General features: G+C 61.4%; 22 protein-coding genes. 13 read left to right on the forward strand and 9 right to left on the reverse strand.

Going from position 1 to position 25208, the window contains the following annotated elements; all coding sequences use genetic code 11:
- Positions 1-39 precede the first annotated feature (39 nt).
- From ACR0FC_RS10090 to ACR0FC_RS10135, 10 genes are all read left to right on the forward strand, one after another.
- Complete coding sequence (locus tag ACR0FC_RS10090; protein WP_170340296.1) at positions 40-960, forward strand: D-alanine--D-alanine ligase; 921 nt, start codon at positions 40-42, stop codon at positions 958-960.
- On the forward strand, positions 948-1955 hold the full coding sequence (locus ACR0FC_RS10095) for a cell division protein FtsQ/DivIB (protein ID WP_170340297.1): 1008 nt from the start codon (positions 948-950) through the stop codon (positions 1953-1955). The genes ACR0FC_RS10090 and ACR0FC_RS10095 overlap by 13 nt, the downstream gene beginning before the upstream one ends.
- A 7-nt stretch (positions 1956-1962) precedes the next feature.
- On the forward strand, positions 1963-3297 hold the full coding sequence (ftsA, locus tag ACR0FC_RS10100) for a cell division protein FtsA (RefSeq protein ID WP_170340546.1): 1335 nt from the start codon (positions 1963-1965) through the stop codon (positions 3295-3297).
- Positions 3298-3316: 19 nt separating this feature from the next.
- Positions 3317-3700 (forward strand): hypothetical protein, encoded by a 384-nt coding sequence (locus ACR0FC_RS10105; RefSeq protein ID WP_367646650.1) that lies wholly within the window; start codon positions 3317-3319, stop codon positions 3698-3700.
- 344 nt (positions 3701-4044) lie between these two features.
- The gene (gene ftsZ, locus ACR0FC_RS10110; RefSeq protein ID WP_170340301.1) at positions 4045-5676 is read left to right on the forward strand and encodes a cell division protein FtsZ; all 1632 of its coding nucleotides are present in this window, start codon (positions 4045-4047) and stop codon (positions 5674-5676) included.
- A gap of 213 nt (positions 5677-5889) precedes the next feature.
- A complete protein-coding gene (lpxC, locus tag ACR0FC_RS10115; RefSeq protein WP_093964852.1) occupies positions 5890-6810 on the forward strand; it encodes a UDP-3-O-acyl-N-acetylglucosamine deacetylase in 921 nt (306 codons plus the stop codon).
- A 125-nt stretch (positions 6811-6935) separates the two neighbouring features.
- A complete protein-coding gene (locus ACR0FC_RS10120) occupies positions 6936-7799 on the forward strand; it encodes an outer membrane protein assembly factor BamD (protein ID WP_170340303.1) in 864 nt (287 codons plus the stop codon).
- Between the two features lie 36 nt (positions 7800-7835).
- A complete protein-coding gene (gene recN, locus ACR0FC_RS10125) occupies positions 7836-9485 on the forward strand; it encodes a DNA repair protein RecN (protein ID WP_170340304.1) in 1650 nt (549 codons plus the stop codon).
- A 101-nt stretch (positions 9486-9586) separates the two neighbouring features.
- Entirely contained in the window at positions 9587-11272 is a 1686-nt protein-coding gene (locus ACR0FC_RS10130) for a chloride channel protein (protein WP_170340306.1), read from the forward strand.
- Positions 11273-11395: 123 nt separating this feature from the next.
- The gene (locus tag ACR0FC_RS10135) at positions 11396-12061 is read left to right on the forward strand and encodes an outer membrane protein (RefSeq protein WP_170340308.1); all 666 of its coding nucleotides are present in this window, start codon (positions 11396-11398) and stop codon (positions 12059-12061) included.
- A gap of 33 nt (positions 12062-12094) precedes the next feature.
- Here ACR0FC_RS10135 and ACR0FC_RS10140 read toward each other — a convergent pair whose 3' ends face one another.
- The 4 genes from ACR0FC_RS10140 to cobS form a co-directional block, all read right to left on the reverse strand.
- Positions 12095-12439 (reverse strand): DUF427 domain-containing protein, encoded by a 345-nt coding sequence (locus tag ACR0FC_RS10140; RefSeq protein WP_170340310.1) that lies wholly within the window; start codon positions 12437-12439, stop codon positions 12095-12097.
- A 78-nt stretch (positions 12440-12517) separates the two neighbouring features.
- Complete coding sequence (locus ACR0FC_RS10145) at positions 12518-14308, reverse strand: aminopeptidase P family protein (protein ID WP_170340312.1); 1791 nt, start codon at positions 14306-14308, stop codon at positions 12518-12520.
- Positions 14309-14392: 84 nt separating this feature from the next.
- Positions 14393-16270 (reverse strand): cobaltochelatase subunit CobT, encoded by a 1878-nt coding sequence (cobT, locus tag ACR0FC_RS10150; RefSeq protein ID WP_170340315.1) that lies wholly within the window; start codon positions 16268-16270, stop codon positions 14393-14395.
- A gap of 125 nt (positions 16271-16395) precedes the next feature.
- The gene (gene cobS / locus ACR0FC_RS10155; RefSeq protein ID WP_093964859.1) at positions 16396-17382 is read right to left on the reverse strand and encodes a cobaltochelatase subunit CobS; all 987 of its coding nucleotides are present in this window, start codon (positions 17380-17382) and stop codon (positions 16396-16398) included.
- Between the two features lie 605 nt (positions 17383-17987).
- Here cobS and ACR0FC_RS10160 point away from each other — a divergent pair.
- Positions 17988-18890, forward strand: a complete 903-nt coding sequence (locus ACR0FC_RS10160; protein ID WP_170340317.1) for a Hint domain-containing protein — start codon at positions 17988-17990, stop codon at positions 18888-18890.
- Positions 18891-18895: 5 nt separating this feature from the next.
- On the opposite strand, the gene ACR0FC_RS10165 is transcribed toward ACR0FC_RS10160, so the two are convergent.
- Positions 18896-19516: a J domain-containing protein gene (locus tag ACR0FC_RS10165; RefSeq protein WP_093964862.1), complete on the reverse strand. Its 621-nt coding sequence runs from the start codon at positions 19514-19516 to the stop codon at positions 18896-18898.
- 107 nt (positions 19517-19623) lie between these two features.
- Here ACR0FC_RS10165 and ACR0FC_RS10170 point away from each other — a divergent pair, with 107 nt between their 5' ends.
- Both ACR0FC_RS10170 and ACR0FC_RS10175 read left to right on the forward strand, forming a co-directional pair.
- Complete coding sequence (locus ACR0FC_RS10170; RefSeq protein ID WP_093964863.1) at positions 19624-19878, forward strand: BolA family protein; 255 nt, start codon at positions 19624-19626, stop codon at positions 19876-19878.
- Positions 19879-19959: 81 nt separating this feature from the next.
- Complete coding sequence (locus ACR0FC_RS10175) at positions 19960-20349, forward strand: DUF805 domain-containing protein (RefSeq protein WP_170340319.1); 390 nt, start codon at positions 19960-19962, stop codon at positions 20347-20349.
- A gap of 12 nt (positions 20350-20361) precedes the next feature.
- Here ACR0FC_RS10175 and ACR0FC_RS10180 read toward each other — a convergent pair whose 3' ends face one another.
- The 4 genes from ACR0FC_RS10180 to ACR0FC_RS10195 form a co-directional block, all read right to left on the reverse strand.
- Positions 20362-20829: a DUF4177 domain-containing protein gene (locus tag ACR0FC_RS10180; protein WP_170340321.1), complete on the reverse strand. Its 468-nt coding sequence runs from the start codon at positions 20827-20829 to the stop codon at positions 20362-20364.
- A gap of 82 nt (positions 20830-20911) precedes the next feature.
- Complete coding sequence (gene pepT / locus ACR0FC_RS10185; RefSeq protein ID WP_170340322.1) at positions 20912-22168, reverse strand: peptidase T; 1257 nt, start codon at positions 22166-22168, stop codon at positions 20912-20914.
- A gap of 148 nt (positions 22169-22316) precedes the next feature.
- Positions 22317-23828, reverse strand: coding sequence for an Asp-tRNA(Asn)/Glu-tRNA(Gln) amidotransferase subunit GatB (gatB, locus tag ACR0FC_RS10190; protein WP_170340324.1), 1512 nt, complete (start codon positions 23826-23828; stop codon positions 22317-22319).
- A 90-nt stretch (positions 23829-23918) separates the two neighbouring features.
- The gene (locus ACR0FC_RS10195; RefSeq protein WP_170340326.1) at positions 23919-25166 is read right to left on the reverse strand and encodes a hypothetical protein; all 1248 of its coding nucleotides are present in this window, start codon (positions 25164-25166) and stop codon (positions 23919-23921) included.
- Between the last annotated feature and the right edge of the window lie 42 nt (positions 25167-25208).

A 25208-nucleotide genomic window follows, 5' to 3' on the forward strand; every position in this document is an offset into this window, starting at 1 on the left:
ACCACCAGATAAGGTCCGGGGACATTGAGGCGCACGAACGTGGGTAGGTCGAGCAGGACAAACCCCAAAGTGGCGGTATTGATGGGTGGCCCCTCGGCGGAACGCGAGGTGTCTCTCAGCAGCGGGCGCGAATGCGCAGCCGCCCTTGTGGGAGAAGGGATCGAGGTCGTCGAACTGGACGCCGGTCCTGACCTTTGTGCGCGTTTGCAGGACATCAAGCCTGACGTGGTTTTCAACGCCCTGCATGGCCGCTGGGGCGAGGATGGTTGCGTGCAGGGTCTGCTGGAGTGGCTGCGAATGCCCTACACGCATTCCGGCGTGTTGGCCTCGGCGCTGGCCATGGACAAACAGCGCAGCAAAGAGGTTTTCCGCGCGGCCGGCCTGCCTGTAGCCGACAGCGTGATCGTTCCGAAATCGGACGTGATGGCGGGGCACGTCATGCCCGCGCCATATGTGGTCAAGCCCAACAACGAAGGCTCGAGCGTCGGGATCTACCTTGTGTTCGAAGGGTCGAAGGGCCCGCCGCAGCTGTCGGATGACATGCCCGAACAGGTCATGGTCGAACAATACGTGGCGGGGCGCGAGCTGACGGTGACCGTGATGGGCGACCGCGCCTTGACCGTGACCGAGATTCTGACCGACGGTTGGTACGACTACGACGCCAAATACAAGCCCGGCGGATCGCGCCACGTGCTGCCGGCCGAGATCCCGCCGCGGATCTTCGAGTTGTGCATGGAATATGCCCTGCGCGCCCATCAGGTTCTGGGGTGCCGCGGCGTCAGCCGTACCGACTACCGCTGGGACGACGCCAAGGGCGAAGAGGGCCTGTTTCTACTGGAGACCAACACCCAGCCGGGTATGACCCCCACCTCGCTGGTGCCTGAACAAGCCGCGCATCTGGGCATGACCTTCGGTCAGCTCTGCGCCTGGATGGTCGAGGACGCCTCATGCGACCGCTGACCGCCACACGTGCGCCGGTGATCCACCGCGCCAAGCCTCTTTCCGGCCCGGATGCCGAGTTCCAGTCTGCGGATGCCGACGCCGACCGCGCAGAGCCCAAATTGCGGTTGCGCGGTGGTCGGTTCTTCCGCCGTGGCAAGGGCCGTGCGGACCCGGCACCGTCGCGGTTCAGTTATCGGTTCCAGCGATGGATGCTGACGCCGGGAATCCGGCTGGGGGTCAAGATCGGAGTGCCGCTCTGCGCCGTCGTGGCGACGGTTGGGCTCTACTTCGCGGCCGAAGAGCGGCGAGAAGCGGTTCGGGCGCAGGTGGACAACCTGATCACGTCGTTCCAGGAGCGTCCTGAATTCATGGTCAAGCTCATGGCGATCGACGGGGCGGGGGCCGGCCTTGCTGATGACATCCGCGAAGTCGTGCCTTTGGACTTCCCGCTCAGCTCCTGGGATCTGGATGTCGAGCAGATCCGGGACACGATCACCGGCTTGGACCCGGTCAAATCGGCAACCGTGCGGATCCGTCCGGGCGGCATTCTGCAGGTCGATGTTGTCGAACGTCAGCCCGTGATCGTCTGGCGCACCCGTGAAGGCATCCAGCTGTTGGACGAAACGGGCACACACGTGGCCGAGATCGCGGCTCGGACCGAGCGCTCCGATCTTCCGCTGATTGCCGGTCAGGGTGCAGATCAGCATGTGGCCGAGGCACTGGAGCTTCTGGCCACTGCGCGCAGCCTGGGCAGCCGGGTGCGCGGTCTGGTCCGCGTCGGCGAGCGGCGCTGGGACCTGGTTCTGGACCGAGGCCAACGGGTCATGCTGCCGACGGAGCGCCCGGTGCGCGCGCTCGAGCGTGTACTGGCGGTGAACGAGGTGCAGGACCTTCTGGAACGGGATGTTGCCGTGGTCGATATGCGCATAGGGGCGCGGCCGACCATTCGGATGACAGAAGCCGCCAGCGCAGACTGGTGGAATACAAAAGTGACTATGGGTAACGGGCAGTAATACGATGATGACGGATCTCTATCAGTCTCAACGCGCAATGCGCCAGATGCGCAGACAGGCCATGCAACGCGGTGTCGTTGCGATCCTGGATGTCGGAAGTTCCAAGATCGCCTGTCTTGTGCTGCGTTTTGATGGGTCGGCGCGGCTCAGCGAGGACAACTCGATCGGGTCCATGGCCGGGCAGACCGGGTTCCGGGTGATCGGTGCGGCGACGACCCGATCGCGCGGGGTGCGCTTTGGTGAGATCACGGCCATGCAGGAGACCGAGCGCGCCATCCGCACCGCGCTGCAGGCCGCTCAGAAGATGGCCGATATCCGGGTAGACCATGTGATCGCCTGTTTCTCGGGGGCAAACCCTCGGTCTTATGGGCTGGATGCGCAGGTGGATCTGGACGGTCAGCTGGTGACCGAGGCCGAGATCGGTCGTGTCCTGAACGCGTGCGATGTCCCGGACTATGGGTCAGGGCGCGAGGTGCTGCATGCACAACCTGTGAACTTCGCTCTGGACAACCGATCTGGCTTGATCGACCCGCGAGGGCAGATGGGGCAGACGCTTGCGGTCGACATGCACATGTTGACGGTCGATGCGGTTGCGATTCAGAACATCGTTCGTTGCGTCAAGCGGTGCGACCTGGAATTGGCTGGCATCGCGAACTCGGCCTATGTGTCGGGGATTTCTGCGCTGGTAGAAGACGAACAGGAACTTGGAGCGGCCTGTATCGACATGGGCGGTGGGTCCACCGGCGTTTCGATCTTCATCAAAAAGCACATGATCTATGCCGACAGTGTCCGCATGGGCGGGGATCACGTCACCAGTGACATCTCTATGGGGCTTGGTGTGTCCGCCTCGGTCGCCGAGCGGATCAAGACCTTCAATGGCGGGGTTCACGCCACCGGAGCCGATGACCGCGACATGATCGACATTGGCGGCGACACTGGGGATTGGGAACACGACCGGCGTACCGTCAGCCGTGCCGAGCTGATCGGCATCATGCGCCCGCGAGTCGAGGAAATCCTCGAGGAAGTCCGCGTTCGGCTGGACGCTGCAGGGTTCGAACATATGCCAAGCCAACAGATCGTTTTGACCGGTGGAGCCAGTCAGATCCCCGGTCTGGATGGGCTGGCCAGCCGGATACTAGGTCAGCGGGTGCGTCTGGGCCGACCGCTGCGTGTGCATGGGTTGCCGCAATCTGCGACAGGCCCGGGGTTCTCGTCGGCGGTTGGTCTTGCGCTGTTTGCGGCGCATCCGCAGGATGAATGGTGGGACTTTGAAATCCCGGTCGATACCTACGCAGCACGGCCATTCAAGCGTGCCGTGCGCTGGTTCCGTGACAACTGGTAGGTTCCTGCTCCGGGCTGCGGTGTTTTGCGCAGCCTGGGTTCCGGCTGCGGCTGTCGCGCAGACCCGTATCTCGCCCGAAGCATTCCTGGACGCGGTGGTCGGGAAAACCGTCACGTTCCACGAATTGACCAGCGGTATGCTTGTGGGCACCGAGGAGTTCCTCAGCCCAACCCGCTCGGTCTGGCGGCGAGAGGGCGAGGGCTGCGTCCATGGCCGGATCACGACGCCGGACGGCAAGCTGTGCTTCCTCTATGACACCGAGCCCGGCCCGGTATGCTGGTGGCCATTCGAGCATGATGGGCGGTTGCTGGTCAGGATCGCGCGGCTGGGGGATGGCGAAATCCAGGAAGTCAGCGGGTTTTCGGACGACGGCCTGGATTGTCCTTCCGTTCCCATCAGCTGAAAATTCCGGTTGCGGTGCAGGGATTTATCCCTCAGAATATCGACAAGGCCCGTCAGAGGCTCGTCGGCAGGACCCGAGCAGTCAGCCGCAGTTTGAACAGGATGTCCAGCATCGCACCCGCCAAATCAGGCTGGGGGTTTTCGCGTGTGTGGTGGTCTGTCCGCCCTGAACCGCTAGATTTGCGCAGTCGGGCGAAATGCCGCGAAAAACCGCCTTATTTCTTCCATATTTTGTGGATTCACGCGATTTTTGGCGTGACGTTTGACGTTTGGAAAGGTAGAATCACAAGCGGATAGGCAAGAAAAACACCGCTTTGCGGGATCATAAATACAGGCGGACAGAGCATGACATTGAATCTTTCGATGCCCGGGCACGACGAACTCAAGCCTCGGATTACGGTATTTGGCGTAGGCGGTGCAGGTGGAAACGCCGTCAACAACATGATTGAAAAACAACTCGACGGCGTTGACTTCGTGGTGGCCAACACGGACGCGCAGGCACTGCAGCAAAGCCGCTCGTCGGCGCGGGTGCAGTTGGGCATCAAGGTGACCGAGGGTCTGGGCGCGGGTGCCCGCGCATCGGTCGGCGCCGCCGCCGCCGAAGAAAGCATCGAACAGATCGTCGATCACCTGGCCGGCGCGCATATGTGCTTCATCACCGCCGGCATGGGCGGTGGCACCGGCACCGGCGCCGCTCCGATCATCGCGCAAGCCGCGCGTGAACTGGGTGTGTTGACCGTGGGCGTAGTGACCAAACCGTTCCAGTTCGAAGGCGCCAAGCGCATGCGTCAGGCCGAAGACGGTGTCGAGGCGCTGCAGAAGGTCGTCGATACGCTGATCATCATCCCCAACCAGAACCTGTTCCGTCTGGCCAACGAAAAGACCACGTTCACCGAGGCCTTCTCGATGGCCGATGACGTGCTGTATCAGGGCGTCAAGGGCGTAACCGACCTGATGGTGCGTCCGGGCCTTATCAACCTCGACTTCGCCGACGTCCGCGCGGTGATGGACGAGATGGGCAAAGCCATGATGGGTACAGGCGAGGCCGAGGGCGAAGATCGAGCCATCCAGGCTGCGGAAAAGGCCATCGCCAACCCGCTGCTGGACGAAATCAGCCTCAAGGGCGCCAAGGGCGTATTGATCAACATCACTGGCAGCCATGACCTGACCCTGTTCGAACTGGACGAGGCCGCCAACCGCATCCGCGAGGAAGTGGACCCCGAGGCCAACATCATCGTCGGCTCGACGCTGGATCCCGAGATGGAAGGCAAGATGCGCGTCTCGGTCGTGGCAACCGGCATCGATGCCAGCGAAAGCGGCTCCGAGGCGCCGGCTCCGCGCCGGTCCATGTCCGCTCCTCTGACCCGTACCGTATCGGCGGAAGAAGAAGCAGCACAGCCGGCTCCGGTCGCGGCGGAAGTTTCTGAACCGGCTCCGCAGCCCGAAGCTCCGCGCGAACCGTCTCTGTTTGAAGCGGCCGAAGAGCCTTCGCACACGACTTTGCAATTCGGTCACGGCGCCGATGAGGCTGTCGAGGACGATGACGACGGGCTGCCTCCTCCGGCCTACCAGCCGCGCAGCGCCGAGTTCGATCCACAGCCCGAGCCGGTCGAACGCCCGGCGGACAGCTATCAGCCGCAACAGGTGCCGCATACTCCTGGAACGCCTTCGCCTGCCGCGCTGGAACGGCTGCAGGCAGCTGTTCAGAACGTACCGACTTCGGCCCAGCGTCTGACCGCGTCGCGCCCGCAGGAACCGGCGCCGCAGCGCCAGCCCGCCGCCGAGGAACGGCCGCGGTTCGGGTTCAACCGTTTGATCGACCGGATGACTGGGCACGCCCCGGATACCCCCGCTCAACCGGCCCGGCAACAGCCTGCGATGCGCCAGACTGACGCCACGGCACCCTCGCATGAAGAGGTCGATCCCGAGCAGGAGCGGATCGAAATTCCGGCTTTCCTGCGCCGTCAGGCCAACTGATCGCGGTAACAATATCCACTCACGGGGCTGCCGAAAGGCGGCCCTTTTTCCTTTTGGTGCAAACGTTTAAGTGCCAGTAAGCAGGGTTTTGCCGATCTGTTGCAGAACTGTTTCATTCAGTTGCAAAGAGTGAGTTGAGCCTTGACCCGCGCTTCCTTAACTGAGGGTGCAACACAGCCGAAAAAGGCTGGACACCGCTCACCGAGGTTCAATTTGCAACAGACGCTCAAATCTTCGATCACGTTCAAAGGCGTGGGTCTGCACAGCGGCAAGCCCGCGACGATGGTTCTTAAACCGGCGGCTGCCGGTCACGGGATCTGGTTCAAGCGGACCGATATCGAACTGGGCAATGCGTTGATCCCGGCCATCTACGATGTGGTCGAAAGAACCCAACTGTGTACGCGCCTGGTCAATGACGCTGGTGTTTCGGTGTCGACCGTCGAGCATATCATGGCCGCGCTGGCAGGGTGCGGGATCCACAACGCATTGATCGAGATTGATGGACCCGAAGTTCCGATCATGGACGGTTCGTCGATCGACTTCGTGCGGGGTATCATCGCCAAGGGCGTTCGCCGTCAGGCCAGCCCGGTTCTGGCGTATGAGGTCCTCAAGCCGGTCGTGGCCGAGCGGGAAGGTGCCCGTGCGTCGATCCGGCCGGCAGACGGTTTGATCATCGAGTTCCACATTGATTTCGAAGACACTGCGATCGGCAGCCAGTCGAAGATCCTGGATATGCGCAACGGGTCGTTTGCTCGGGAACTGTCCGACTGCCGGACCTTCTGCCGCCGAACCGATGTCGAGGCGATGCGCGAAAACGGTCTGGCCTTGGGCGGCACACTGGAGAATGCGGTTGTTGTTCAAGGGGCCGAAGTGCTGACACCGGGTGGCTTCCGTCACCAGGATGAAGCCGTGCGCCACAAAATGCTGGACGCGTTGGGAGACCTGTATCTGGCCGGCGGCCCGATCTTTGGTCACTTCGTCGGCGAGAAATCCGGCCATGCCATGACCAACACATTGCTGCGCAAGCTGTTCGAAACGCCTGGCGCCGTGCGCCCGGTGCTGTGTACGCCTGAACAAGCCGCGCAACTGCCCGGGCAGGGGTTGGTCTGGGACGAAATCCCCGAAGTTGCCTGATCCGGCACGGCCCGGCGACAAATCGGTCGCGGGGCCGATAAGGCGTTTTGCACCGGAATTTTATGTGCTAGACCAAAGCTCAATCCGGGGTTACCCAAAGAGACAAGACGACTAGGATGGGCGGTATGGTTGGCACCAAAGCGGCAGTCAGGCTTGCGGGCGCGATTCTTCTGGCAGCTACTTTGACGGCCTGCGGCAACGCAGGCGGCCTGTTTGGCAACAGGGGCGCGGACAAATCCCAGAACCTTGAAGGCTTTACGCCCGAGCAGATCTACACCCGTGGCGAATACGAGCTTGCTCAGAATCGTCCCGCAGATGCGGCCTGGTACTTTTCCGAAGTCGAACGGCTTTATCCTTATTCCGACTGGGCCAAGCGGTCACTGATCATGCAGGCTTTCGCGTTCCACTCGGACAAGGAGTATGAGGAAAGCCGCGCAGCCGCGCAGCGGTATATAGACTTCTACCCAACCGACGAAGACGCAGCTTATGCGCAATACCTTCTGGCGCTCAGCTATTATGACCAGATCGACGAGGTCGGCCGCGACCAGGGCCTGACCTTCCAGGCGTTGCAGGCGCTGCGCACGGTGATCGAGGTCTATCCCGACAGCGAATACGCCACCTCGGCGGTGCTGAAATTCGATCTGGCCTTCGACCATCTGGCAGGCAAGGAAATGGAGATTGGGCGCTACTACCTGCGTCAGGATCACTATACCGCGGCCATCAACCGTTTCCGTGTTGTGGTCGAGGATTTCCAGACCACCAGCCACACAGCCGAGGCGCTGTACCGCTTGGTCGAGGCTTATCTGGCCTTGGGTCTGGTCGACGAGGCTCAATCGGCCGGCGCGATCCTGGGTTACAACTACCAGTCGTCTGAATGGTATGATGCGGCCTACAATCTGCTGACCTCGCGCGGGCTTGAACTCAAGAGCCGCGGCAACAACTGGCTCAGCACGATCTACCGCCAGACCATCAAGGGCCAGTGGTTGTAGTCGCCATGGTCACAGGCTTGGGACGCTGACGACCCGATGCTGCGCGCCCTTGATATCCGCGATATGCTGATCATCGACCGGCTGGAATTGACCTTTCAGCCGGGCCTGAACGCGCTGACCGGCGAAACGGGCGCGGGCAAGTCGATCCTGCTCGACTCGCTGGGCTTCGTGCTAGGCTGGCGCGGACGGGCCGAACTGGTCCGGCAGGGGGCTGCGCAGGGCGAGGTCGTGGCCGAGTTCGAACTGCCCGAGGGCCATCCCGCCCATGCGATCCTGGCCGAGGCTGGTTTACCCGGCGGGTCGGAACTGATCCTGCGCCGCGTCAACACTGCCGAGGGGCGCAAAACCGCTTGGGTCAACGACCGCCGATGCTCGGGCGAGGTGCTGCGCGCGTTGTCGGAAACCTTGGTCGAACTGCACGGCCAACATGATGACCGGGGCCTGCTGAACCCGCGCGGCCATCGCGCCATGCTGGACGTCTATGCCGGGGCCGAGCCGCAACTGGCCGCCGTACGCGCTGCCTGGGCCGAGATGGCACGCGCCCGCAAGGCCCTGGCCGAGACCGAGGCCGCTGTGGCCGCCGTGCGCAGCGAAGAGGAATTTCTGCGGCACTCCGTGGGTGAACTCGACACGCTCGATCCGCAACCCGGAGAGGATGCCGAGCTCGACGCCCGCCGCCGGATGATGCAGGGGGCCGAGCGCATCCGCGACGACGTGGCCCGCGCCTTTGCCCTGCTGGGCGGTGACGGGGCCGAAGGGGCGATGGCGGATGCCGTGCGCTGGTTGGAAGGTGTCGCCGACCGGGCCGAGGGCCAGCTGGACGAGCCGATCGCCGCCTTGGGGCGCGCCCTGATCGAACTGGGCGAGGCGCAGGACGGCGTGACCGCCTGCCTTGAGGCGCTGGACTTCAACCCTGTCGAGTTGGAGCAGACCGAAGAACGTCTGTTTGCCATCCGCGCACTGGCCCGCAAACATGACGTGGCCCCCGATGACCTGAGCGGTTTCGCCGACACGCTGCGCGCCCGTCTGGGCCAGCTTGAGGCCGGAGACGCTGACCTGGCCGACCGCCGTGCTGCGGTTCAGACCGCGCAGGCCGCCTATGACGCGGCCGCCGAGGCGCTCGGCGCTCTGCGTCACGAGGCGGCCGGCCGGCTGGACGCGGCGGTGATGGCCGAGCTTGCGCCGCTGAAGATGGAGCGTGCGGTGTTCCAAACCCAGATCACGCCCGCCGACCCCGGACCCGAAGGGCAGGACGCCGTGGCCTTTACCGTGGCCACCAACCCGGGCGCGCCGTCGGGTCCGCTGAACAAGATCGCCTCGGGTGGAGAACTCAGCCGCTTTCTGCTGGCGCTCAAGGTGTGCCTGTCGGGCGACGACAGCACCCGCACCATGATCTTTGACGAAATCGACCGCGGGGTGGGTGGCGCCACCGCGGACGCCGTGGGCCGCAGGCTGGCGGCGCTGGCGCAGGGTGGGCAGGTGCTGGTGGTAACCCATTCGCCGCAGGTCGCGGCCCGCGCGGCGCATCACTGGCGGGTTCAGAAACACGTGACCGACGGGCAAACCCTGTCGACCGTCCTGCCGCTGTCCGAACCGGACCGTATCGACGAGATCGCGCGCATGGTTTCGGGCGACGTCATCACGGAAGAAGCCCGCGCGGCCGCCCGTTCGTTGTTGCAAGCCTGATGCAGCCGGGCGGCGACACTTGCCTTCAATATCTTGTCAGCCGACTTTTCTAAGGGCCCGGCGTGGCTTAGTAAGGGATACCTGTTTATCCACAAAGCCCTATGACACAATCAACCCGAACCGTCCTGCGCACTCAGCTCAACCAGGCCCTGGCCGCGCTCAAGGACGCGTGGCGGGTGCTGCGGCACCGCGGGCCAAGCCAGATCCAGTTCTGGTTCATCGCGCTGGTGATCGGGATCACGGCGGGCTTCATGGCTTTGGGGTTTCGCAAGGGGATCACGGCTCTGCAAGCGCTGGTCTATCAGACCGATGACATCCTGTTTTTGCACAGCTTTGCGGAGAAACTGCACTGGACCTGGATTTTGGCAATCCCCACGGTTGGAGGGCTGGTCGTCGGGATCATCCTGCACCGTTTTACCGATGACGGGAGAGTTCGGTCTGTCGCCGATGTGATCGAAGGATCCGCGATCAGCGATGGCCGGGTCGAAACCAAGGCCGGGGTCGCGTCGTTTTTCGCCTCGCTGATCACACTCAGCACGGGCGGGTCGACGGGCCGGGAAGGACCTGTCGTGCACATGGCCGGCGTGATTTCGACCTGGGTGTGCCAGCGCATCAATGCGGATGGAATAACCGGCCGCGACCTGCTGGGTTGCGCAGTGGCCGCCGCTGTATCGGCCAGTTTCAACGCCCCGATCGCCGGAGCGCTGTTCGCGCTGGAAGTCGTGCTGCGCCATTTTGCAGTCCACGCATTCGCTCCGATCGTGATCGCGTCGGTGGCCGGCACCGTCATCAACCGGCTGGCATATGGCGATGTGACAGAGTTTGTCCTGGATACGCCCGGATCCCTGCAATTTTACGTCGAACTTCCGGCCTTTCTGATCCTTGGGCTGATCTGTGGGCTGGTCTCGCTGTTGCTGATGCGGTCGATCTTTTTTGCCGAAGACTTTGGCAATCACGTGCAGGCGCGCCTGTCGCTGCCGCGCTGGCTGCGACCCGCCGTGTCCGGCGCAATGCTGGGCGTGCTGGCGGTGTGGTTCCCGCATATCATCGGCGTCGGATACGAGACGACCATCCGTGCCCTGACCGGAGATCTGGTGCTGACCACGGCCATTCTGTTTGCAGTGATGAAAACCGTGGCAGTGGCCATAACCATGGGTGGTCGTATGGGCGGCGGGGTGTTTTCTCCGTCGTTGATGATCGGCGCGCTAACCGGCCTTGCCTTTGGCCTGATCGCCACAGGCCTTCTGCCAAGCGTTTCGGGCACGCATACGCTTTATGCCTTTGCCGGCATGGGTGCTGTCGCGGCGGCGGTTCTGGGCGCTCCGATTTCGACCACGTTGATTGTGTTTGAATTGACCGGAGACTGGCAGATCGGGCTTGCCGTGATGGTCTCGGTGTCGATGTCCACGGCGTTGGCCTCCCGCCTTGTGGACCGGTCCTTCTTCCTGACCCAGCTCGAGCGCCGCGGGGTGCATTTGGCCGCCGGGCCACAGGCTTATTTGCTGGCGATGCTGCGCGCCGGGGCCGTGATGCGACCGCTGGGAGATCCGAATACGGCAAGCAGGGAAGAGGTTCAGGAGATGATCGAGCAGGGCCTCTGCGTCCGGGCCAGCGCAACCCTCGAGGCGGCAATGCCGTATTTCGATCGAGACGGAATCACCTGGCTCCCGGTGGTTGTTCGGGATGATGACGGGGTCGAGAACCCGGTCGGAGCCTTGTACCACGTGGACGCATTGAAGGCGTACAACCGTGCACTGGCCGCAACAGCTGCCGAGGAACACTCATGACGCAGCAGTGGCTGGCGAGCCACTGAGGGTTTCTCTTTGATTTTGATACCTTGTCAAAAAGTGGGAGCATTCTAGCCTGATTGAAGAAGTACTCCTGATAGCCACTTTGATTGAGGTGTAAACATGGTTTTCGAACGGTCTTCTTTGCTGACTGTCGTGGTTGCGGTTTCGATGATTGGTGCTGTCCCCGCGCGGGCGCAGGAGGCTCCGTATGTGACCGGCTTTCTCGGTATCACCGATATGGGCGACTATGATTTTGATTTTTTCCAGACAATTCCTTCGGTCGTGGTTGGCCAAGGCACCATCACAACCGACAATGGAGTAACCTACGGTCTGGCCGTCGGACTACGTTTCGCGTCAAATCTACGGGCCGAGTTCGAACTTTCATATGCTTCGAATGATGCCAAGGAAATCGGTCGCCCGTTTACTCAGTATGACGGAAGCTTTGATGCGACCTTCGGAATGGCAAACCTTTGGTATGACGTCCCGGTACAGGGCAGGTTCAAGCCCTATGTTGGTGGCGGGCTCGGGTTTGCGCGCGTGTCCCACGACGGTCAGTCCGGTGCTGGCGTCACATTGGTCGATGACAGTGACACCGCCATTGCGGGGCAATTGGGGTTTGGCGGACGCTTTCAGGTAGGGGAACGCGGGAACATTGACATCGGGTACCGCTACAAGACGACCGGCGATCTTGATTTCACCACGACCCAAGTTTTCATTCCGACAGATCTCACGAATGGCCGCTACTCTTCGCACTCGCTCATTCTCGGATACAGCTACAGTTTCTGACAGACGTAGTTGAGGGCCAGGTTTGTCCGACCCTCAAATCTGTTCGACCTTCACCGACTCCAGCGGGTAGAACGCAAGGTAGCCCTTGATTTCGGCAACGGCGGGAATTGGATCTTCATAGCTCCACACCGCGTTTTGCGTCACGCTCGACTTGTTGACGATCGAGTAATGCGTGGCATCGCCTTTGTGCGGGCAATGGGTCAACTTGTCGGTCTTGTCCAGAAAGGCCATCGCGATGTCTGCGCGCGGAAAGTAGATGACGGGGGCCAGATCGCCTTCCAACAATTCCAGGGCGTTGGACGTTTCGCCCAGAATCGCGCCACCGGACCTGACGCACCACTTGCCAGGTGCTTTGCGGATCTTGATGTAATCTGTCATGTCTGCTCCTTCCCTCGTCTTCGCGGCCTCGTTGTGTTCAGGCCTTCGCCTATGCCCACACTATGTGACAAACGGGTGTCACAAGGGCGCGGTTGCGGCATCCAACCACAGTTGCGCGGCATGTGACAGTCTTGGCCGAATTTTTTCTGCCACGTCCCGGTGATACGCGTTCAGCCAATCACGCTCGGCACTGGTCAGCATGTCGACGACGATCAGGCGTCGATCGATGGGGACATATGTCAGTGTCCGCCAGCACAGCATCGCGCGCTCGGGATCTGCGCCGGGCAGGGCGGGGGCTTCCTCAACAACCAGCAGGTTTTCAATCCGAATGCCGAAGGCACCTTCGCGGTAGTAACCCGGTTCATTCGACAGGATCATCCCGGGCTCGAGCGGAACGTGGCTGACCCGCGCCAAGCGCTGTGGCCCTTCGTGAACGCTCAGGTATGCGCCGACACCGTGACCGACGCCGTGATTGAAATCCTGGCCCGCGGCCCACAAAGGTGCCCGGGCGATGCACTCGATGTCTCGACCGGCCAGGCCAACGGGCCAGCGCAGTTGCGACATCGCGATCATTCCCTTCAGAACCCGGGTAAAGCAGGTCTTTTCCTCGTCTCCCACCGTGCCGATGGGGATCGTCCGGGTGATGTCCGTGGTGCCATCCAGATACTGTCCGCCGCTGTCCAGAACCAGAATATGACCGTCCTCAAGCCGGCTGTCAGTTTCCTCGGTCACTCTGTAGTGCATGATGGCGCCGTTTGGCCCGGTGCCGGCAATGGTGTCGAACGAGATATCCTGCAACGCATTGTCGCGCCGCCGGTTCTCCTCCAGCCGTGTGACCACTTGCGTTTCGGTTAGGCTGCCAGGTGGTTGGGCATCCAGCCAGCACAGTGTTTCGATCACTGCGGCGGCGTCACGAAGATGCGCGGCGGCGCTGCCGGCAATTTCGGCTTCGTTTTTGCAGGCCTTGGGCCGGGCGCAGGGGTCGCCGCCGTCCACAGCCCGGTCGCCAAGCACATCGGCAACGGCCTGCGGCAGAGTTCCCATGTCCACTTGCACCGCGCCCTCAAGCGCCGCAACAGCGTTCAGGAACGCGTCGGGCTCGTGGATCGAAACCCGCGGCCCCAGATGCTCGTCCATCCCATTCAGCTTTTTTGCGGCCATGAACAGGTCCACGTGCCCGTCGGCCTGCAAAATCGCAAACCCATGCGCAACCGGGTTGTACGGAATGTCTGACCCGCGGATGTTGAGCAACCACATGATCGAATCCGGTAGCGTGATGACGGCAGCCGACCTCCCGTTTCGAGCCAGCGCCGAGGCCAGCCGCGAGACCTTTCTTTCGGCGCTTTCGCCTGCAAATTCCAGCGGGTGCACCTTGACCGGGTTCATTGGCGGTGGTGGCTGGTCGGACCAGATGCGGTCCACAAGATTTTCTGACGGAACCAACTCGATCCCGCTATTCTGCAGCTCGGCCCGGGTTGTGGTGATCTGTCCGGCGGAATGCAGCCAGGGATCGAACGCCACCTTCCCTCCATCGGGCAACTGCTGCTTCAACCACACCGCAAGGCTTACGTCTGGCCACGGTACCGGCGTGAAATCGGACGCCACCTGCGCCTTGACCTGAGTGCGATACCGTCCGTCCACAAATACGCCGGCCACGCTTCGCAGCGCAACGCAGAACCCGGCAGAACCGGTGAACCCGGTCAGCCATGCCAGCCGCCCGTCGCGGGCGGCTACATATTCGCCCTGATGCGCGTCGGCACGCGGAACGATGAAGCCATCCAGTCGTTCGCGCTCCAATTCTGTGCGCAACGCCGCCAATCGTGGCGGCCCCTGTTCGGGCCGCGCCGTGACTTCGAAAGACTGGAACATCTGCTTCTCCTTCGGCTCACTACAGGTCTTGGTCGCCTGCCTTCACCTTTCTTTTAAATGCTCTCGCTGGAGGCAAGACCGGCCTCATCCGGCCTTTTTCATGCCCATCACGCGGGCCCGCGCGCGCGGGTCGCTGTCGAACAGCGCGGCCAATTGCTCGGTTATCGCTCCTGCCAGCTGTTCGACATCGGTAATCGTGACCGCGCGATCATAATAGCGGGTGACGTCGTGGCCGATGCCGATGGCCAGCAACTCGACCATCTTGCGCTTTTCGACCATGGCGATGACATCGCGCAGATGCTTCTCAAGGTAGTTGGCGGGGTTCACGCTGAGTGTTGAATCATCGACCGGAGCGCCATCCGAGATCACCATCAGGATCTTGCGCTGTTCACGACGCGCCAACATCCGGCGGTGGGCCCATTCCAGCGCCTCGCCGTCAATGTTTTCCTTCAGCAGGCCTTCTTTCATCATCAGGCCAAGGTTGGGCCGTGCGCGGCGCCAAGGCGCGTCGGCGCCCTTGTAGACGATGTGGCGCAGGTCATTCAGGCGGCCGGGCTGCTGCGGTCTGCCGTCGTTGAGCCACGCCTCACGCGCTTGTCCACCCTTCCATGCCCGCGTCGTGAAGCCCAAGATCTCGACCTTCACGTTGCACCGTTCCAGCGTGCGGGCCAAAACATCGGCGCAGATCGCTGCAATGGAAATCGGCCGTCCACGCATCGAGCCAGAATTGTCCAGCAACAGCGTCACCACGGTGTCGCGGAACTCGGTATCCTTCTCGACCTTGAAGCTGAGCGGTGTCGTGGGGTTGGCTACCACCCGCGCCAGCCGACCGGCATCCAGAATGCCCTCTTCGCGGTCAAACTCCCAGCTGCGGTTCTGCTGTGCCTGAAGGCGGCGCTGCAGCTTGTTGGCCAAGCGGCTTACTGCGCCCTTCAGCGGCTCGAGCTGCTGATCCAGATAGGCGCGCAGCCGTTCCAGTTCGGCGGGTTCGGCAAGGTCCTCGGCCGCAATCTCTTCGTCATGTGTGTTCAGGTAGACCATGTAGTCCGGATCGGCCTCGGAGGCGGGCGGAGGGGCAGGCGGCTCCAAAGGCGCTTCGCCCTCGGGCATCTCGGCTTCTTCACCCATCTCGTCCTCGGCCATCTCGTCCATCGAGACCTGCGCCTGAGACTGATCCTGTTGCTCTTCCTGAGTTTGCTCGGGCGTCGCGTCGGCGTCCTGGTCGTCTTGGTCGTCCTGGCCGGTGCTGTCCGGATCGGGCTGTTCTTCGGCGTCTTCCTCGGCCTGATCTTCCTGATCTTCGTCCAGTTCGTCCGGGTCGTCACCCAACTGGTCGCCATAGCCCAGATCCTTGATCATCTGGCGGGCGAATTTGGCGAATTCGGCCTGATCCGAGAGCACCTCGTCGAGATTCTCCAACACACCGCCGGCCTGTTCCTCGATGAACCCGCGCCACAGGTTCATGACGTTCTCGGCTGCAGCGGGCAGATCACGCCCGGTCGCCAGATGACGGATCAGATAACCCGCCGCCACCGCAAGCGGTGCCTCGGAGGGTTGCTTGCATTGGTCATAGCCGCGCCGCAACGCCTCGTGACCGATCTTGACGTCAATGTTCGAAGCCGTGCCGGGCATGTCCCGGGCGCCCATCGCCTCGCACCGGGCGGTTTCCATCGCTTCATAGAGGTCGCGCGCCATATCTCCCGGAGGCGCATATCGTGCATGCGTCGCATCGTCATGGTAGCGACGGTTCAGCGCCAGGGCATCTGCGGTGCCCCGCGCCAAAAGAACCTCTTCGCGTGTCATTCGGCGTGACACCTGCGGCAGGCGCATCGAGTCTCCGGACAGGCCCGACGGGTCGACGGAATAGCTTACCGACAACTCGGGATCATCGGCCATGACCTTGGTCGCCTCGGCCAGAGCCTTCTTGAACGGATCAGCAGGGTTGTCGTTCTTCTGCGCCATATCTATCAGCCCTCACTCACGCCCTTAGGCCCGACGCCCGGTCGAAGTGACCGGACCCCGTCTTCATCTGGTCCCCGATGTCCCCGCCGGGGGCGTTGCGCCCAATCTGGGCGCAATCGATGCCATCAACCCAGGCTCACGCTGGCCGCGCTTTCCGGCAGTTCTTCATCAAAACAACGCTGATAGAACTCGGCAACGGTCTGCCGTTCCAACTCGTCGCATTTGTTCAGGAAAGACAAGCGGAAGGCGTAGCCCACGTCGCGGAAGATCTCGGCGTTCTGCGCCCAGTTGATAACGGTACGCGGGCTCATCACGGTCGACAGATCGCCGTTCATGAACGCCGTCCGGGTCAGGTCGGCAACGGTGACCATCTGGCTGACGGTCTTGCGGCCTTTTTCGGTGTTGTAATGCGGCGCCTTGGACAGAACGATCATCACCTCGGCGTCGTGGCTGAGGTAGTTGAGCGTCGCCACCAGCGACCAGCGGTCCATCTGGGCCTGGTTGATCTGCTGAACGCCATGATACAGGCCGGTGGTGTCACCCAGACCCACGGTGTTGGCGGTCGCGAACAGGCGGAAATAGGGGTTCGGCGTGATGATCTCATTCTGGTCCAGCAAGGTGAGCTTGCCGTCATGCTCCAGAACCCGCTGGATCACGAACATCACGTCGGCGCGGCCGGCATCGTATTCGTCGAACACGATGGCCACAGGGTTGCGCAGCGCCCAGGGCAGGATGCCTTCGTGGAATTCAGTCACCTGTTTGCCATCACGCAGCTTGATCGCATCCTTGCCGATCAGGTCGATCCGGCTGATGTGGCTGTCCAGATTGACGCGCACGGCAGGCCAGTTCAGTCGCGCAGCAACCTGCTCGATATGGGTCGATTTACCGGTGCCGTGATAGCCCTGGATCATCACCCGGCGGTTGTGGGTGAACCCGGCCAGAATAGCCAGCGTGGTTTCGGGATCAAACTTGTAGGTAGGGTCGATTGCCGGAACGCGGTCGCTGCTTTCGGCGAACCCTTTGACGGACATATTGCTGTCGATCCCGAACACGTCACGGACCGAGATCTCTTCGGTGGGTTTTGCGTTGATATCGGTCGATCCGTCAGCCATTCGCCTTGTCCTTATCCTTTGGCCCGTTTTGCCGGGTTTGAACCCGTGTGTGGTGCAACATATTGCAGATAAGGGCAAGGGAAAGCGGCCCCCTTGGAAAGGTGAGCAGGTTTTTCTTTCAAACTGGCCCTATTGACGCGCGGGCGATCCTTGGTCGCGACGCGTACCAGGTGCAGGTCAAGCCGCGTTTGTCAACAAAGGCACTGCGGCCTGTTCGGACGCACATGCCGATCCATGTGTCGGAAATGCTGTATGCAGGTAAGCATTCAATAATCCAAATGTTGAAAATGACCTTATCAGACATATGAAAAATGGTCTCATGGGGCTTTTTGCAAGTTGCTCAAGCACACAGCAGAATTCTTGGCTAGTCGCGAGCCAGAACTGCCAGGTGGCAATACCAGACGTCGAGATGGCAGTTTCTGGATTCAGCGTCATCCTAAGGACGTGTAGAAACTAGGCAGGGCAACACTTTCGGCGAACGGGAAAGTGACCTCGGGCAAATGCCACAAGAAATCGTCACAACTTGCGGCTCGTCACGTGCAGATATTGAAATGTGTTGTGGAGGTGGTACACTATTTCGGACTTAGTTTAAGTAAAAGGTTGCCATGGCTTTAGTAATTACCGGTCCAACGAGGATTTTCTTTCCTCCGAACACGGACACATTTTCTGTGGACTACAACTCCAGCAAGCCAGCGTCTTGGTTTGTATCTGTAACAGATGACGGACTTCTTTCCCCTTCAGATTACTCGGTTACGATTTCCAGTGCTGGTTTACTAACAGTGGACCTGCAGCCGGGGGTTATTGTTCCCCCAAATACAACTCTGAGTTTGATCGTCAGTGCCTCCAGCGGGCCTGGAAATGGCAACAATGCCTCGATTGGGGTAACCGTTAGGTTGCCCGCTGGAACGGTGCCGTGTTTCGTGAAAGGGACATTGATTGAAACTGAAAGTGGCTGTCGCGCTGTTGAGGAACTCGCTGTTGGTGACAAAGTGCGTGCTTCCAGTGGTGAACTGCTACGCATCGAGTGGATCGGAGAGAAGACCCTGCAGGCAGAAGCTTTGAAGCGAAACCCCCAGTTACGTCCGGTTTGCATTCAGAAAGGTGCATTCGGAAAAGGACTGCCTGACCGAGATTTGTACGTTTCTCCACAACATAGGATTGTCGTGGAGGGTTGGCGCGCAGAGTTGCTGTTTGGAGAGCCAAAAGTTTTCGCCGCGGCAGTTCATCTCGTTAACGATCATACAATTCGCCAAGTAAATACTTATGATCCCGTTACATACTACCATATTGCTTGCTGTCGCCACGCGATACTGTTGTCGAATGGTTTGCCAACTGAAAGTTTGTTTTTAGGTGAAATGGCGGTGATGTCCTTCGATCGGGAAGATGCCGAGGAACTCCGTGTGCTATTTCCCGAACTGCGAAACGCGGCATCCGCTTTTGAGCAAACGCGCGTACGTTGCCTAAAACGCCCCGAAGCTGCTGCGTTACGCGATACGTTCGCGCACTAAAACCGCTATTTGAAGTTCCTGCTGTCCTTGATCTGATCCCAGGCCCAGACGACTTCCTGCAGCTGTTCTTCCTGGCTGCGGTCGCCGCCGTTCATGTCCGGGTGCAGCACCTTGATCAGCTTTTTGTAGGCTTTGCGAACCTCGGCCTTGGTCCAAGTGTCCTTGGCTTCGAGGATTTCGATCGCACGACGCTCAGTAGGCGGCAGGCGACGGCCTGTTGCGGCCCGACCAGGGTTCTTGGTCGCGTTTTCGCCCAGAACCTGATGCGGATCTTCAATGCCAAGCCGGGCCCAGGCCCGCGCCTCGGGGTCGCCCATGGGCTTGGTTTCGCGTTCCCACACTTTGTCTTTCGACCGTTGGGCGTTCAACTCGGCCTCGGTGGTGCCGTCGAAGAAATTCCACTTCTGGTTATATTCGCGCACGTGCTGCTGGCAGAACCAGAAAAAGTCGTCCAGCACATCCGGTGCCTTGGGCGCGCGGAACTTGCCGGCTTCCTGGCATCCTTCGTGGTCACAGACCCGGGTCGAGGTCTCGGACGCGCCCGACATGCCCCGACGCCCGCGCGGGTTTTTCTTCTTGGCGCTGGACACCGACATGTCGAATCCGAAGGGATCTGATTTCACCATATGCTCATCCTCATGAACGCGTCTTTTCGACTCGGAGGCAGCAGTTTAATCTAAGTGATCGAAAGTAGAAGAGGGGCGCGGCAAAATATTTGCCGCTGAGCGCAAAAATGACCGTGACCGACGAAATCCGCCAGCGACTGCAGGCCGAGTTCAACCCGCGTGAACTGGAAGTCGTGGATGACAGTGAACGCCATCGCGGCCACGCAGGGTTTCAGGAAGGCGGCGAAAGCCACTTTAACGTCCGCATTCGCGCTGCCGCGTTTCAGGGGCAGTCCCGCGTTGCGCGCCACCGGGCCGTTCACAAGGCCCTGGGCGACATCGTTCCGCGCATCCACGCCCTGGCTTTGGACATCGGTGATTGAAGCCTTCCGCCCGACTTTTCCGATTATTGTCGGTTTTTCCAATAGTCTGCTATGTTTCCCGTGATTTGCGCGGAGGAAACTATGGAACAGATGAGCCACGCCGTTCGTACGGTGCTGTCAAAATACGCAACCTTTCAGGGGCGCGCGCCGCGCTCCGAGTTCTGGTGGTGGGTGTTGGCGCTCTTTTTGGTGCTGGTTGTCACACAGTTGATAGACGGTGCGGTGGTGGCGCCTTTGCTGGGGTTCGATGCTTTCGCTTCGGAAGCCGGTCAACCGCTGTCGTGGCTAGTCTCGTTGGGCGTGATCCTGCCGAACATCGCGGTGGGCGTGCGACGTCTGCATGACACCGGGCGGTCCGGTTGGTGGATCCTGATCGGTTTGATTCCGCTGATCGGCACGCTGATCCTTCTGTATTTCTACATTCAACCCAGCGAGCAGGCCGAAAACGCCTATGGTGCCGCGCCGGCCTGACGCGGTCTGAGCCTAGCTGTCGGGCTTTTCTTTTTCGTCCTCGGCATCCGCTTTGGGGGCATCTTCTGACTTGGCCGGTTTCAGCGTCAACGGCGGGTCGTCGTGATCCTGCGCGATGCGGGCCGGAGCCTCGACTTGACCGGCCTCAGCCGCATCGTCCGGGCCAGGAACCGGCCGTGCCAGAGGAGTGTCATCCTCTTCTGGCGGGGTCAGGAGTGCGGCGACGTCGTCGTTGGCGACTTCGGTTTCGACCGCACGGCGAAACACCAGAACATTGCGCCAGTTTTCCGCGGTTCCGGTCAGGCCGACCCGCTCCTCGCTGGGCAGTAGCTCGGCGCGCTGGTACTCCCAGCCTTTCGCACCCAACTCGTTCAGCAATTGCTCGATGGTGACGGCAAACCGGCCCTCGGGTGTTTTGACCCCTTTGGCTTTGGTGCCTTTCTTGGGGGCCGGGACGACCTTGTATTCGTAACGCTGCATCAATGGTTCCTGAACTGGTGTTGGCGGGCAATGTATCGTTCCGTCCGGGACGGGGAACAGAAAACTTCGCGCCCCGCGAATTTCAGCCTCGACTGTTGCTTTCCCCCTGCGTCGCCTTTGAGGCGATCTTCAGGCACAGCTCGGTCGCCACCGCCATGTCCTGGACCGAGATCCACTCCAGCGGCCCGTGGATGCATTGCATCCCGGTAAAGATGTTGGGGCAGGGGGTGCCGAATTCGGTCAGGCGCGACCCGTCGGTGCCGCCGCGGATCGGAACCGAGACCGGATCGATCCCCATGTCCCGGCAGGCCTCGCGCGCCAGATCCACCGGTGTCATGTCCTTTTCCAGCCAATAGCGCATGTTGCGGTACTGGTGGCTGATCTCGACGCTGATCTTGGCGCGCGATTCGCTGGCCTGAACCGCGTTGCAGACCTTGCGCACCAGTTCGCCCTTGGCTTCCAGCCCGTCCATCTCGAAATCGCGCAGGATCAGCTTGATCTCCATCTCGGACGAGCCGCCGTTCAGGTCGGTCACGTGGATGAACCCTTCGCGCCCGTCGGTGACTTCGGGGGTCATGGTGGCCTGCGGCAACGTCTGCACGATCTTGGCCGCCAGATGGGTCGCGTTCACCATCTTGTCCTTCGCCAGGCCGGGGTGAATCGAAACGCCCTCGATCCTGATCACCGCCCGGTCAGCCGAGAAGCTCTCGTATTCGATCTCGCCCAGTTGCTGCCCATCCAGCGTATAAGCGAAGTCGGCGCCCAGATCCTTGGGAAGCGCCTCGGTCACACCGCGGCCGATTTCCTCGTCGGGGGTAAAGGCGATGCGGATCGGTCCGTGCGCGACTGTCCGATCGGCCAACAGGTGCCGGGCCATGGTCATGATGATCGACACGCCCGCCTTGTCGTCGGCGCCCAGCAGCGTGGTGCCCGAGGCGGTGATCAGGTCGTCGCCGACCTTGTTGGCCAGATAGGGATGCTCGGCCGGGGACAGCACCAGCGACGGATCGTCGGGAAAGGTGATGTCGCCGCCATTGTAGCCCTTGATGACCCGCGGCTTGACCCCGGTCGCGTTGAACTGCGGTGCAGTGTCCACATGGGCCAGAAAGCCGATAGTCGGCCCCGGCGCGGTGCCCGGAATGGTGGCCAGAACGACGCCATAGTCCGTCATGGTCACATCCTGCGCGCCCATTTCGGTCAGTTCCTGCCGCAGCAGGTTCAGCATGTCGTATTGGATTTCCGTGCTGGGGGTGGTGGGTGAGTTTTCGTCGCTCTGGCTGTCGATAGCAGCGTAGCGAACCAGCCGGTCCTCCAGCTCCTGGTCAAATCTGTTCTGCATGGCACCTTACCTCTCTGGCCAAGACAAAGGCCGCAACCGGCCGCCCGAGTCAAGCGCCGCCTCGAGCCTGGAAGGCGTCAAGAACTCCGGGTAAAACTTTGAGCAACCGGGCAAACCCGGCTGCCGGGCCTGTACAAATGGAAAGACCTTATTGGCCCAGCTTCTGCGCAACCAACTGGTTGACCGCCTTGGGGTTGGCCTTGCCGCCGGTGGCCTTCATCACCTGTCCGACGAACCAGCCGGCCAGCTTTGGGTTCACCTTGGCCTTCTCGACTTGGGCCGGGTTGGCAGCGATGATCTCGTCCAAAGCAGCCTCGATGGCACCGGTGTCGGTCACCTGCTTCATGCCGCGCTCTTCGACGATCTGCGCCGGGTCGCCGCCTTCGGTATAGACGATCTCGAACAGGTCCTTGGCGATCTTGCCCGAGATGGCGTCCGAGGCGATCAGGTCGATGATCTCACCCAGCTGCGCGGGCAAAACCGGCGAGTCGGTGATGTCGCGGTCATCTTTCTTCAGGCGGCCGAACAGCTCGTTGATGACCCAGTTCGCGGCCAGCTTGCCGTTGCGACCCTTGGCGACCTCTTCGAAGTACACGGCCGATTCAACCTCGGCGGTCAGCACCGAGGCGTCATAGTCGGTCAGGCCGAAATCATTGATGAACCGGGCTTTCTTCTCGTCTGGCAGCTCGGGCAGCTTGGCGGCGATGCCATCGACCCAAGCTTGCTCGATCTCAAGCGGCAGCAGGTCGGGATCGGGGAAATAGCGATAGTCGTGCGCCTCTTCCTTGGACCGCATCGAGCGCGTCTCGCCCTTGTCGGGGTCATACAGGCGGGTTTCCTGCTCGACCTTGCCCCCGCCCTCGACGATGGCGATCTGGCGACGCGCCTCGACCTCGATGGCCTGCTGGATGAAACGCATCGAGTTCATGTTCTTGATCTCGCAACGCGTGCCCAAGTGCGAAAAGTCCTGCGTTTCCATGTATTTCTCATAGTCGCCCGGACGGCAGATCGACACGTTCACGTCGGCCCGCAGATTGCCGTTCTGCATGTTGCCGTCGCAGGTGCCCAGATAACGCATGATCTGGCGCAGCTTGGCGATATAGGCGGCGGCCTCTTCCGGGCCGCGGATGTCGGGGCGGCTGACGATCTCCATCAGGCAAACGCCGGTGCGGTTCAGGTCGACGAAGGACATGTTCGGATCCATGTCGTGGATCGATTTGCCTGCGTCCTGTTCCATGTGGATACGCTCGATGCGCACCATGCGCGCGGTGCCGTCGCCCAGTTCCACCAGAACTTCGCCTTCGCCCACGATCGGGTGATACAGCTGGGAAATCTGGTAGCCCTGTGGCAGGTCGGGATAGAAATAGTTCTTGCGGTCAAAGGCCGATTTCAGGTTGATCTGCGCTTTCAGGCCAAGACCCGTGCGCACTGCCTGTTCCACGCAGAATTCGTTGATCACCGGCAGCATGCCCGGCATGGCCGCATCCACGAAAGACACGTTCGAGTTCGGCTCGGCCCCGAATTTGGTCGATGCCCCCGAGAACAGCTTGGCATTGGACGAGACCTGCGCGTGCACCTCCATCCCGATCACCAGTTCCCAGTCGTGCTTGGCACCGGCGATGGTCTTGGGTTTGGGCAGTTCATAGGTCAAGTCGAGCATGGCGCGCCTCATTTCCGCAGAAGTTCAGGCATGGGTATTATGCCCGGCAAGGCCAAGGGGCAAGGGGCAAAGGGCGCCGAGACGCAATTCTCAGTGGCTGGTCAGTTGCAGACCTGAAGGCGTGAAGGTCACGTCGGTCCCGTTGCGCAATTCCTCGCGGAACAGATCACCGATGGCGCGCAAGGCGTCACGCTGTCCACGTGCCGCGAACCGCTCGGGTGAGTTGACGCGGACCGAGTTGTTGAACCCGTTGGCCGCGTGGGCCCAGATCAGCGGGTGCAGTTCGGTCAAATGATCGCGGATCAGCCATTGGGCGGCCTCCCTGATCTGGGACCGGACCAGATCGGCCTTGTCGTCCAGACCGAACCCATTCTGCACCGTGATCGCGCAATACGAGGCCAGCAGGTTGATCGTTTTCTGGTCCGGCATCCGTTGCACGATGTCGCGTAGACCTTCCAGAAAATACTCGATGTCCAGCCGCGCGCAGGCTTGTTCATCCAATGCAATTGCGTCGAACTGAACCCATGTGTATCCGCCGGCACCCCACGTGTCGCGCGTGTTCGCGGCATTGCGCAGGGCCTGCACCTCAAGCTCTTCATAGCTGCCGAACCATCGCGGTAGCAGGTGGCTGCCCATCGCGCGCATGTGTCGATGGTTTCGCGGATCCAGCGAAATAAGGCGTTCGTACTGATCCGCCACCCGGGCCCGTTTGGTGCGCTGACCAGCCAACAGGGCACAGTCGGCGGCGGCGACCACAGGGCTGTCCGGCAGCGCCTTGCGGCACTGGGGCAGTATGGCTGCAGCCCGGTCAAAATGTGCAGCACAGCGTGAACGATGCAGCGGCGGTAGCGCAGCGTCCAGAGCCGTGCCACGCCACGCCCATGCCAGATCGATGTGGGCCAGAGCGACGATGAGAGCAATCATCGGATCATCGGGATGATCCTGTTTCACACCCTCAAGCTCGGAAATACCGCCAAGCAGGTCGTACTCGGCGATCGCACCGCCGTCGGACAGCGCGTGTTCGGCGGCCAGGACAACATCCGATCGCGCGCCAAACGCCAGAAGATCGGCGATGGGCAGCCCGTCCGGGGCTGTTGTCCGCGCTTGGTCCGCGGCCCGGATCTCGGTTGACAGTTCGGCCCAACGATCCTGCCGAGCAAGATGGCGCCCGCGTTCGATCATGTCCCGCCCGATCAGGTCAGCCGCACCCAGTTCCGCAACGGGAATATTGAGACGCCCGACATCTTCCAGACAGCGGGAACCCGCGTCCGAAACCGGAGCCACGTGAGTTGATATGGGATTGATACGGGCAAGACCTGCCCAGAACGACCGGAACATCGAAAACACTCGAAACTGTACAAACTTGTTAACTAGCGATGA

Source organism: Ruegeria sp. BB9 (genome assembly GCF_056539345.1).

Excerpts from the sequence above, each read along its gene's own strand:
- recN (WP_170340304.1), top strand. The coding sequence starts at position 7,836 with ATGCTGCGCGCCCTTGATATCCGCGATATGCTGATCATCGACCGGCTG.
- cobT (WP_170340315.1), bottom strand. The coding sequence starts at position 16,270 with ATGGCGCAGAAGAACGACAACCCTGCTGATCCGTTCAAGAAGGCTCTG.
- ACR0FC_RS10140 (WP_170340310.1), bottom strand. The coding sequence starts at position 12,439 with ATGACAGATTACATCAAGATCCGCAAAGCACCTGGCAAGTGGTGCGTC.
- ACR0FC_RS10095 (WP_170340297.1), top strand. The coding sequence starts at position 948 with ATGCGACCGCTGACCGCCACACGTGCGCCGGTGATCCACCGCGCCAAG.
- ACR0FC_RS10165 (WP_093964862.1), bottom strand. The coding sequence starts at position 19,516 with ATGGTGAAATCAGATCCCTTCGGATTCGACATGTCGGTGTCCAGCGCC.
- ACR0FC_RS10175 (WP_170340319.1), top strand. The coding sequence starts at position 19,960 with ATGGAACAGATGAGCCACGCCGTTCGTACGGTGCTGTCAAAATACGCA.
- ACR0FC_RS10170 (WP_093964863.1), top strand. The coding sequence starts at position 19,624 with ATGACCGTGACCGACGAAATCCGCCAGCGACTGCAGGCCGAGTTCAAC.
- cobS (WP_093964859.1), bottom strand. The coding sequence starts at position 17,382 with ATGGCTGACGGATCGACCGATATCAACGCAAAACCCACCGAAGAGATC.
- gatB (WP_170340324.1), bottom strand. The coding sequence starts at position 23,828 with ATGCTCGACTTGACCTATGAACTGCCCAAACCCAAGACCATCGCCGGT.
- ftsA (WP_170340546.1), top strand. The coding sequence starts at position 1,963 with ATGACGGATCTCTATCAGTCTCAACGCGCAATGCGCCAGATGCGCAGA.
- ftsZ (WP_170340301.1), top strand. The coding sequence starts at position 4,045 with ATGACATTGAATCTTTCGATGCCCGGGCACGACGAACTCAAGCCTCGG.
- ACR0FC_RS10160 (WP_170340317.1), top strand. The coding sequence starts at position 17,988 with ATGGCTTTAGTAATTACCGGTCCAACGAGGATTTTCTTTCCTCCGAAC.
- pepT (WP_170340322.1), bottom strand. The coding sequence starts at position 22,168 with ATGCAGAACAGATTTGACCAGGAGCTGGAGGACCGGCTGGTTCGCTAC.
- ACR0FC_RS10120 (WP_170340303.1), top strand. The coding sequence starts at position 6,936 with ATGGTTGGCACCAAAGCGGCAGTCAGGCTTGCGGGCGCGATTCTTCTG.
- ACR0FC_RS10135 (WP_170340308.1), top strand. The coding sequence starts at position 11,396 with ATGGTTTTCGAACGGTCTTCTTTGCTGACTGTCGTGGTTGCGGTTTCG.
- ACR0FC_RS10145 (WP_170340312.1), bottom strand. The coding sequence starts at position 14,308 with ATGTTCCAGTCTTTCGAAGTCACGGCGCGGCCCGAACAGGGGCCGCCA.
- ACR0FC_RS10195 (WP_170340326.1), bottom strand. The coding sequence starts at position 25,166 with ATGTTCCGGTCGTTCTGGGCAGGTCTTGCCCGTATCAATCCCATATCA.
- ACR0FC_RS10130 (WP_170340306.1), top strand. The coding sequence starts at position 9,587 with ATGACACAATCAACCCGAACCGTCCTGCGCACTCAGCTCAACCAGGCC.
- ACR0FC_RS10180 (WP_170340321.1), bottom strand. The coding sequence starts at position 20,829 with ATGCAGCGTTACGAATACAAGGTCGTCCCGGCCCCCAAGAAAGGCACC.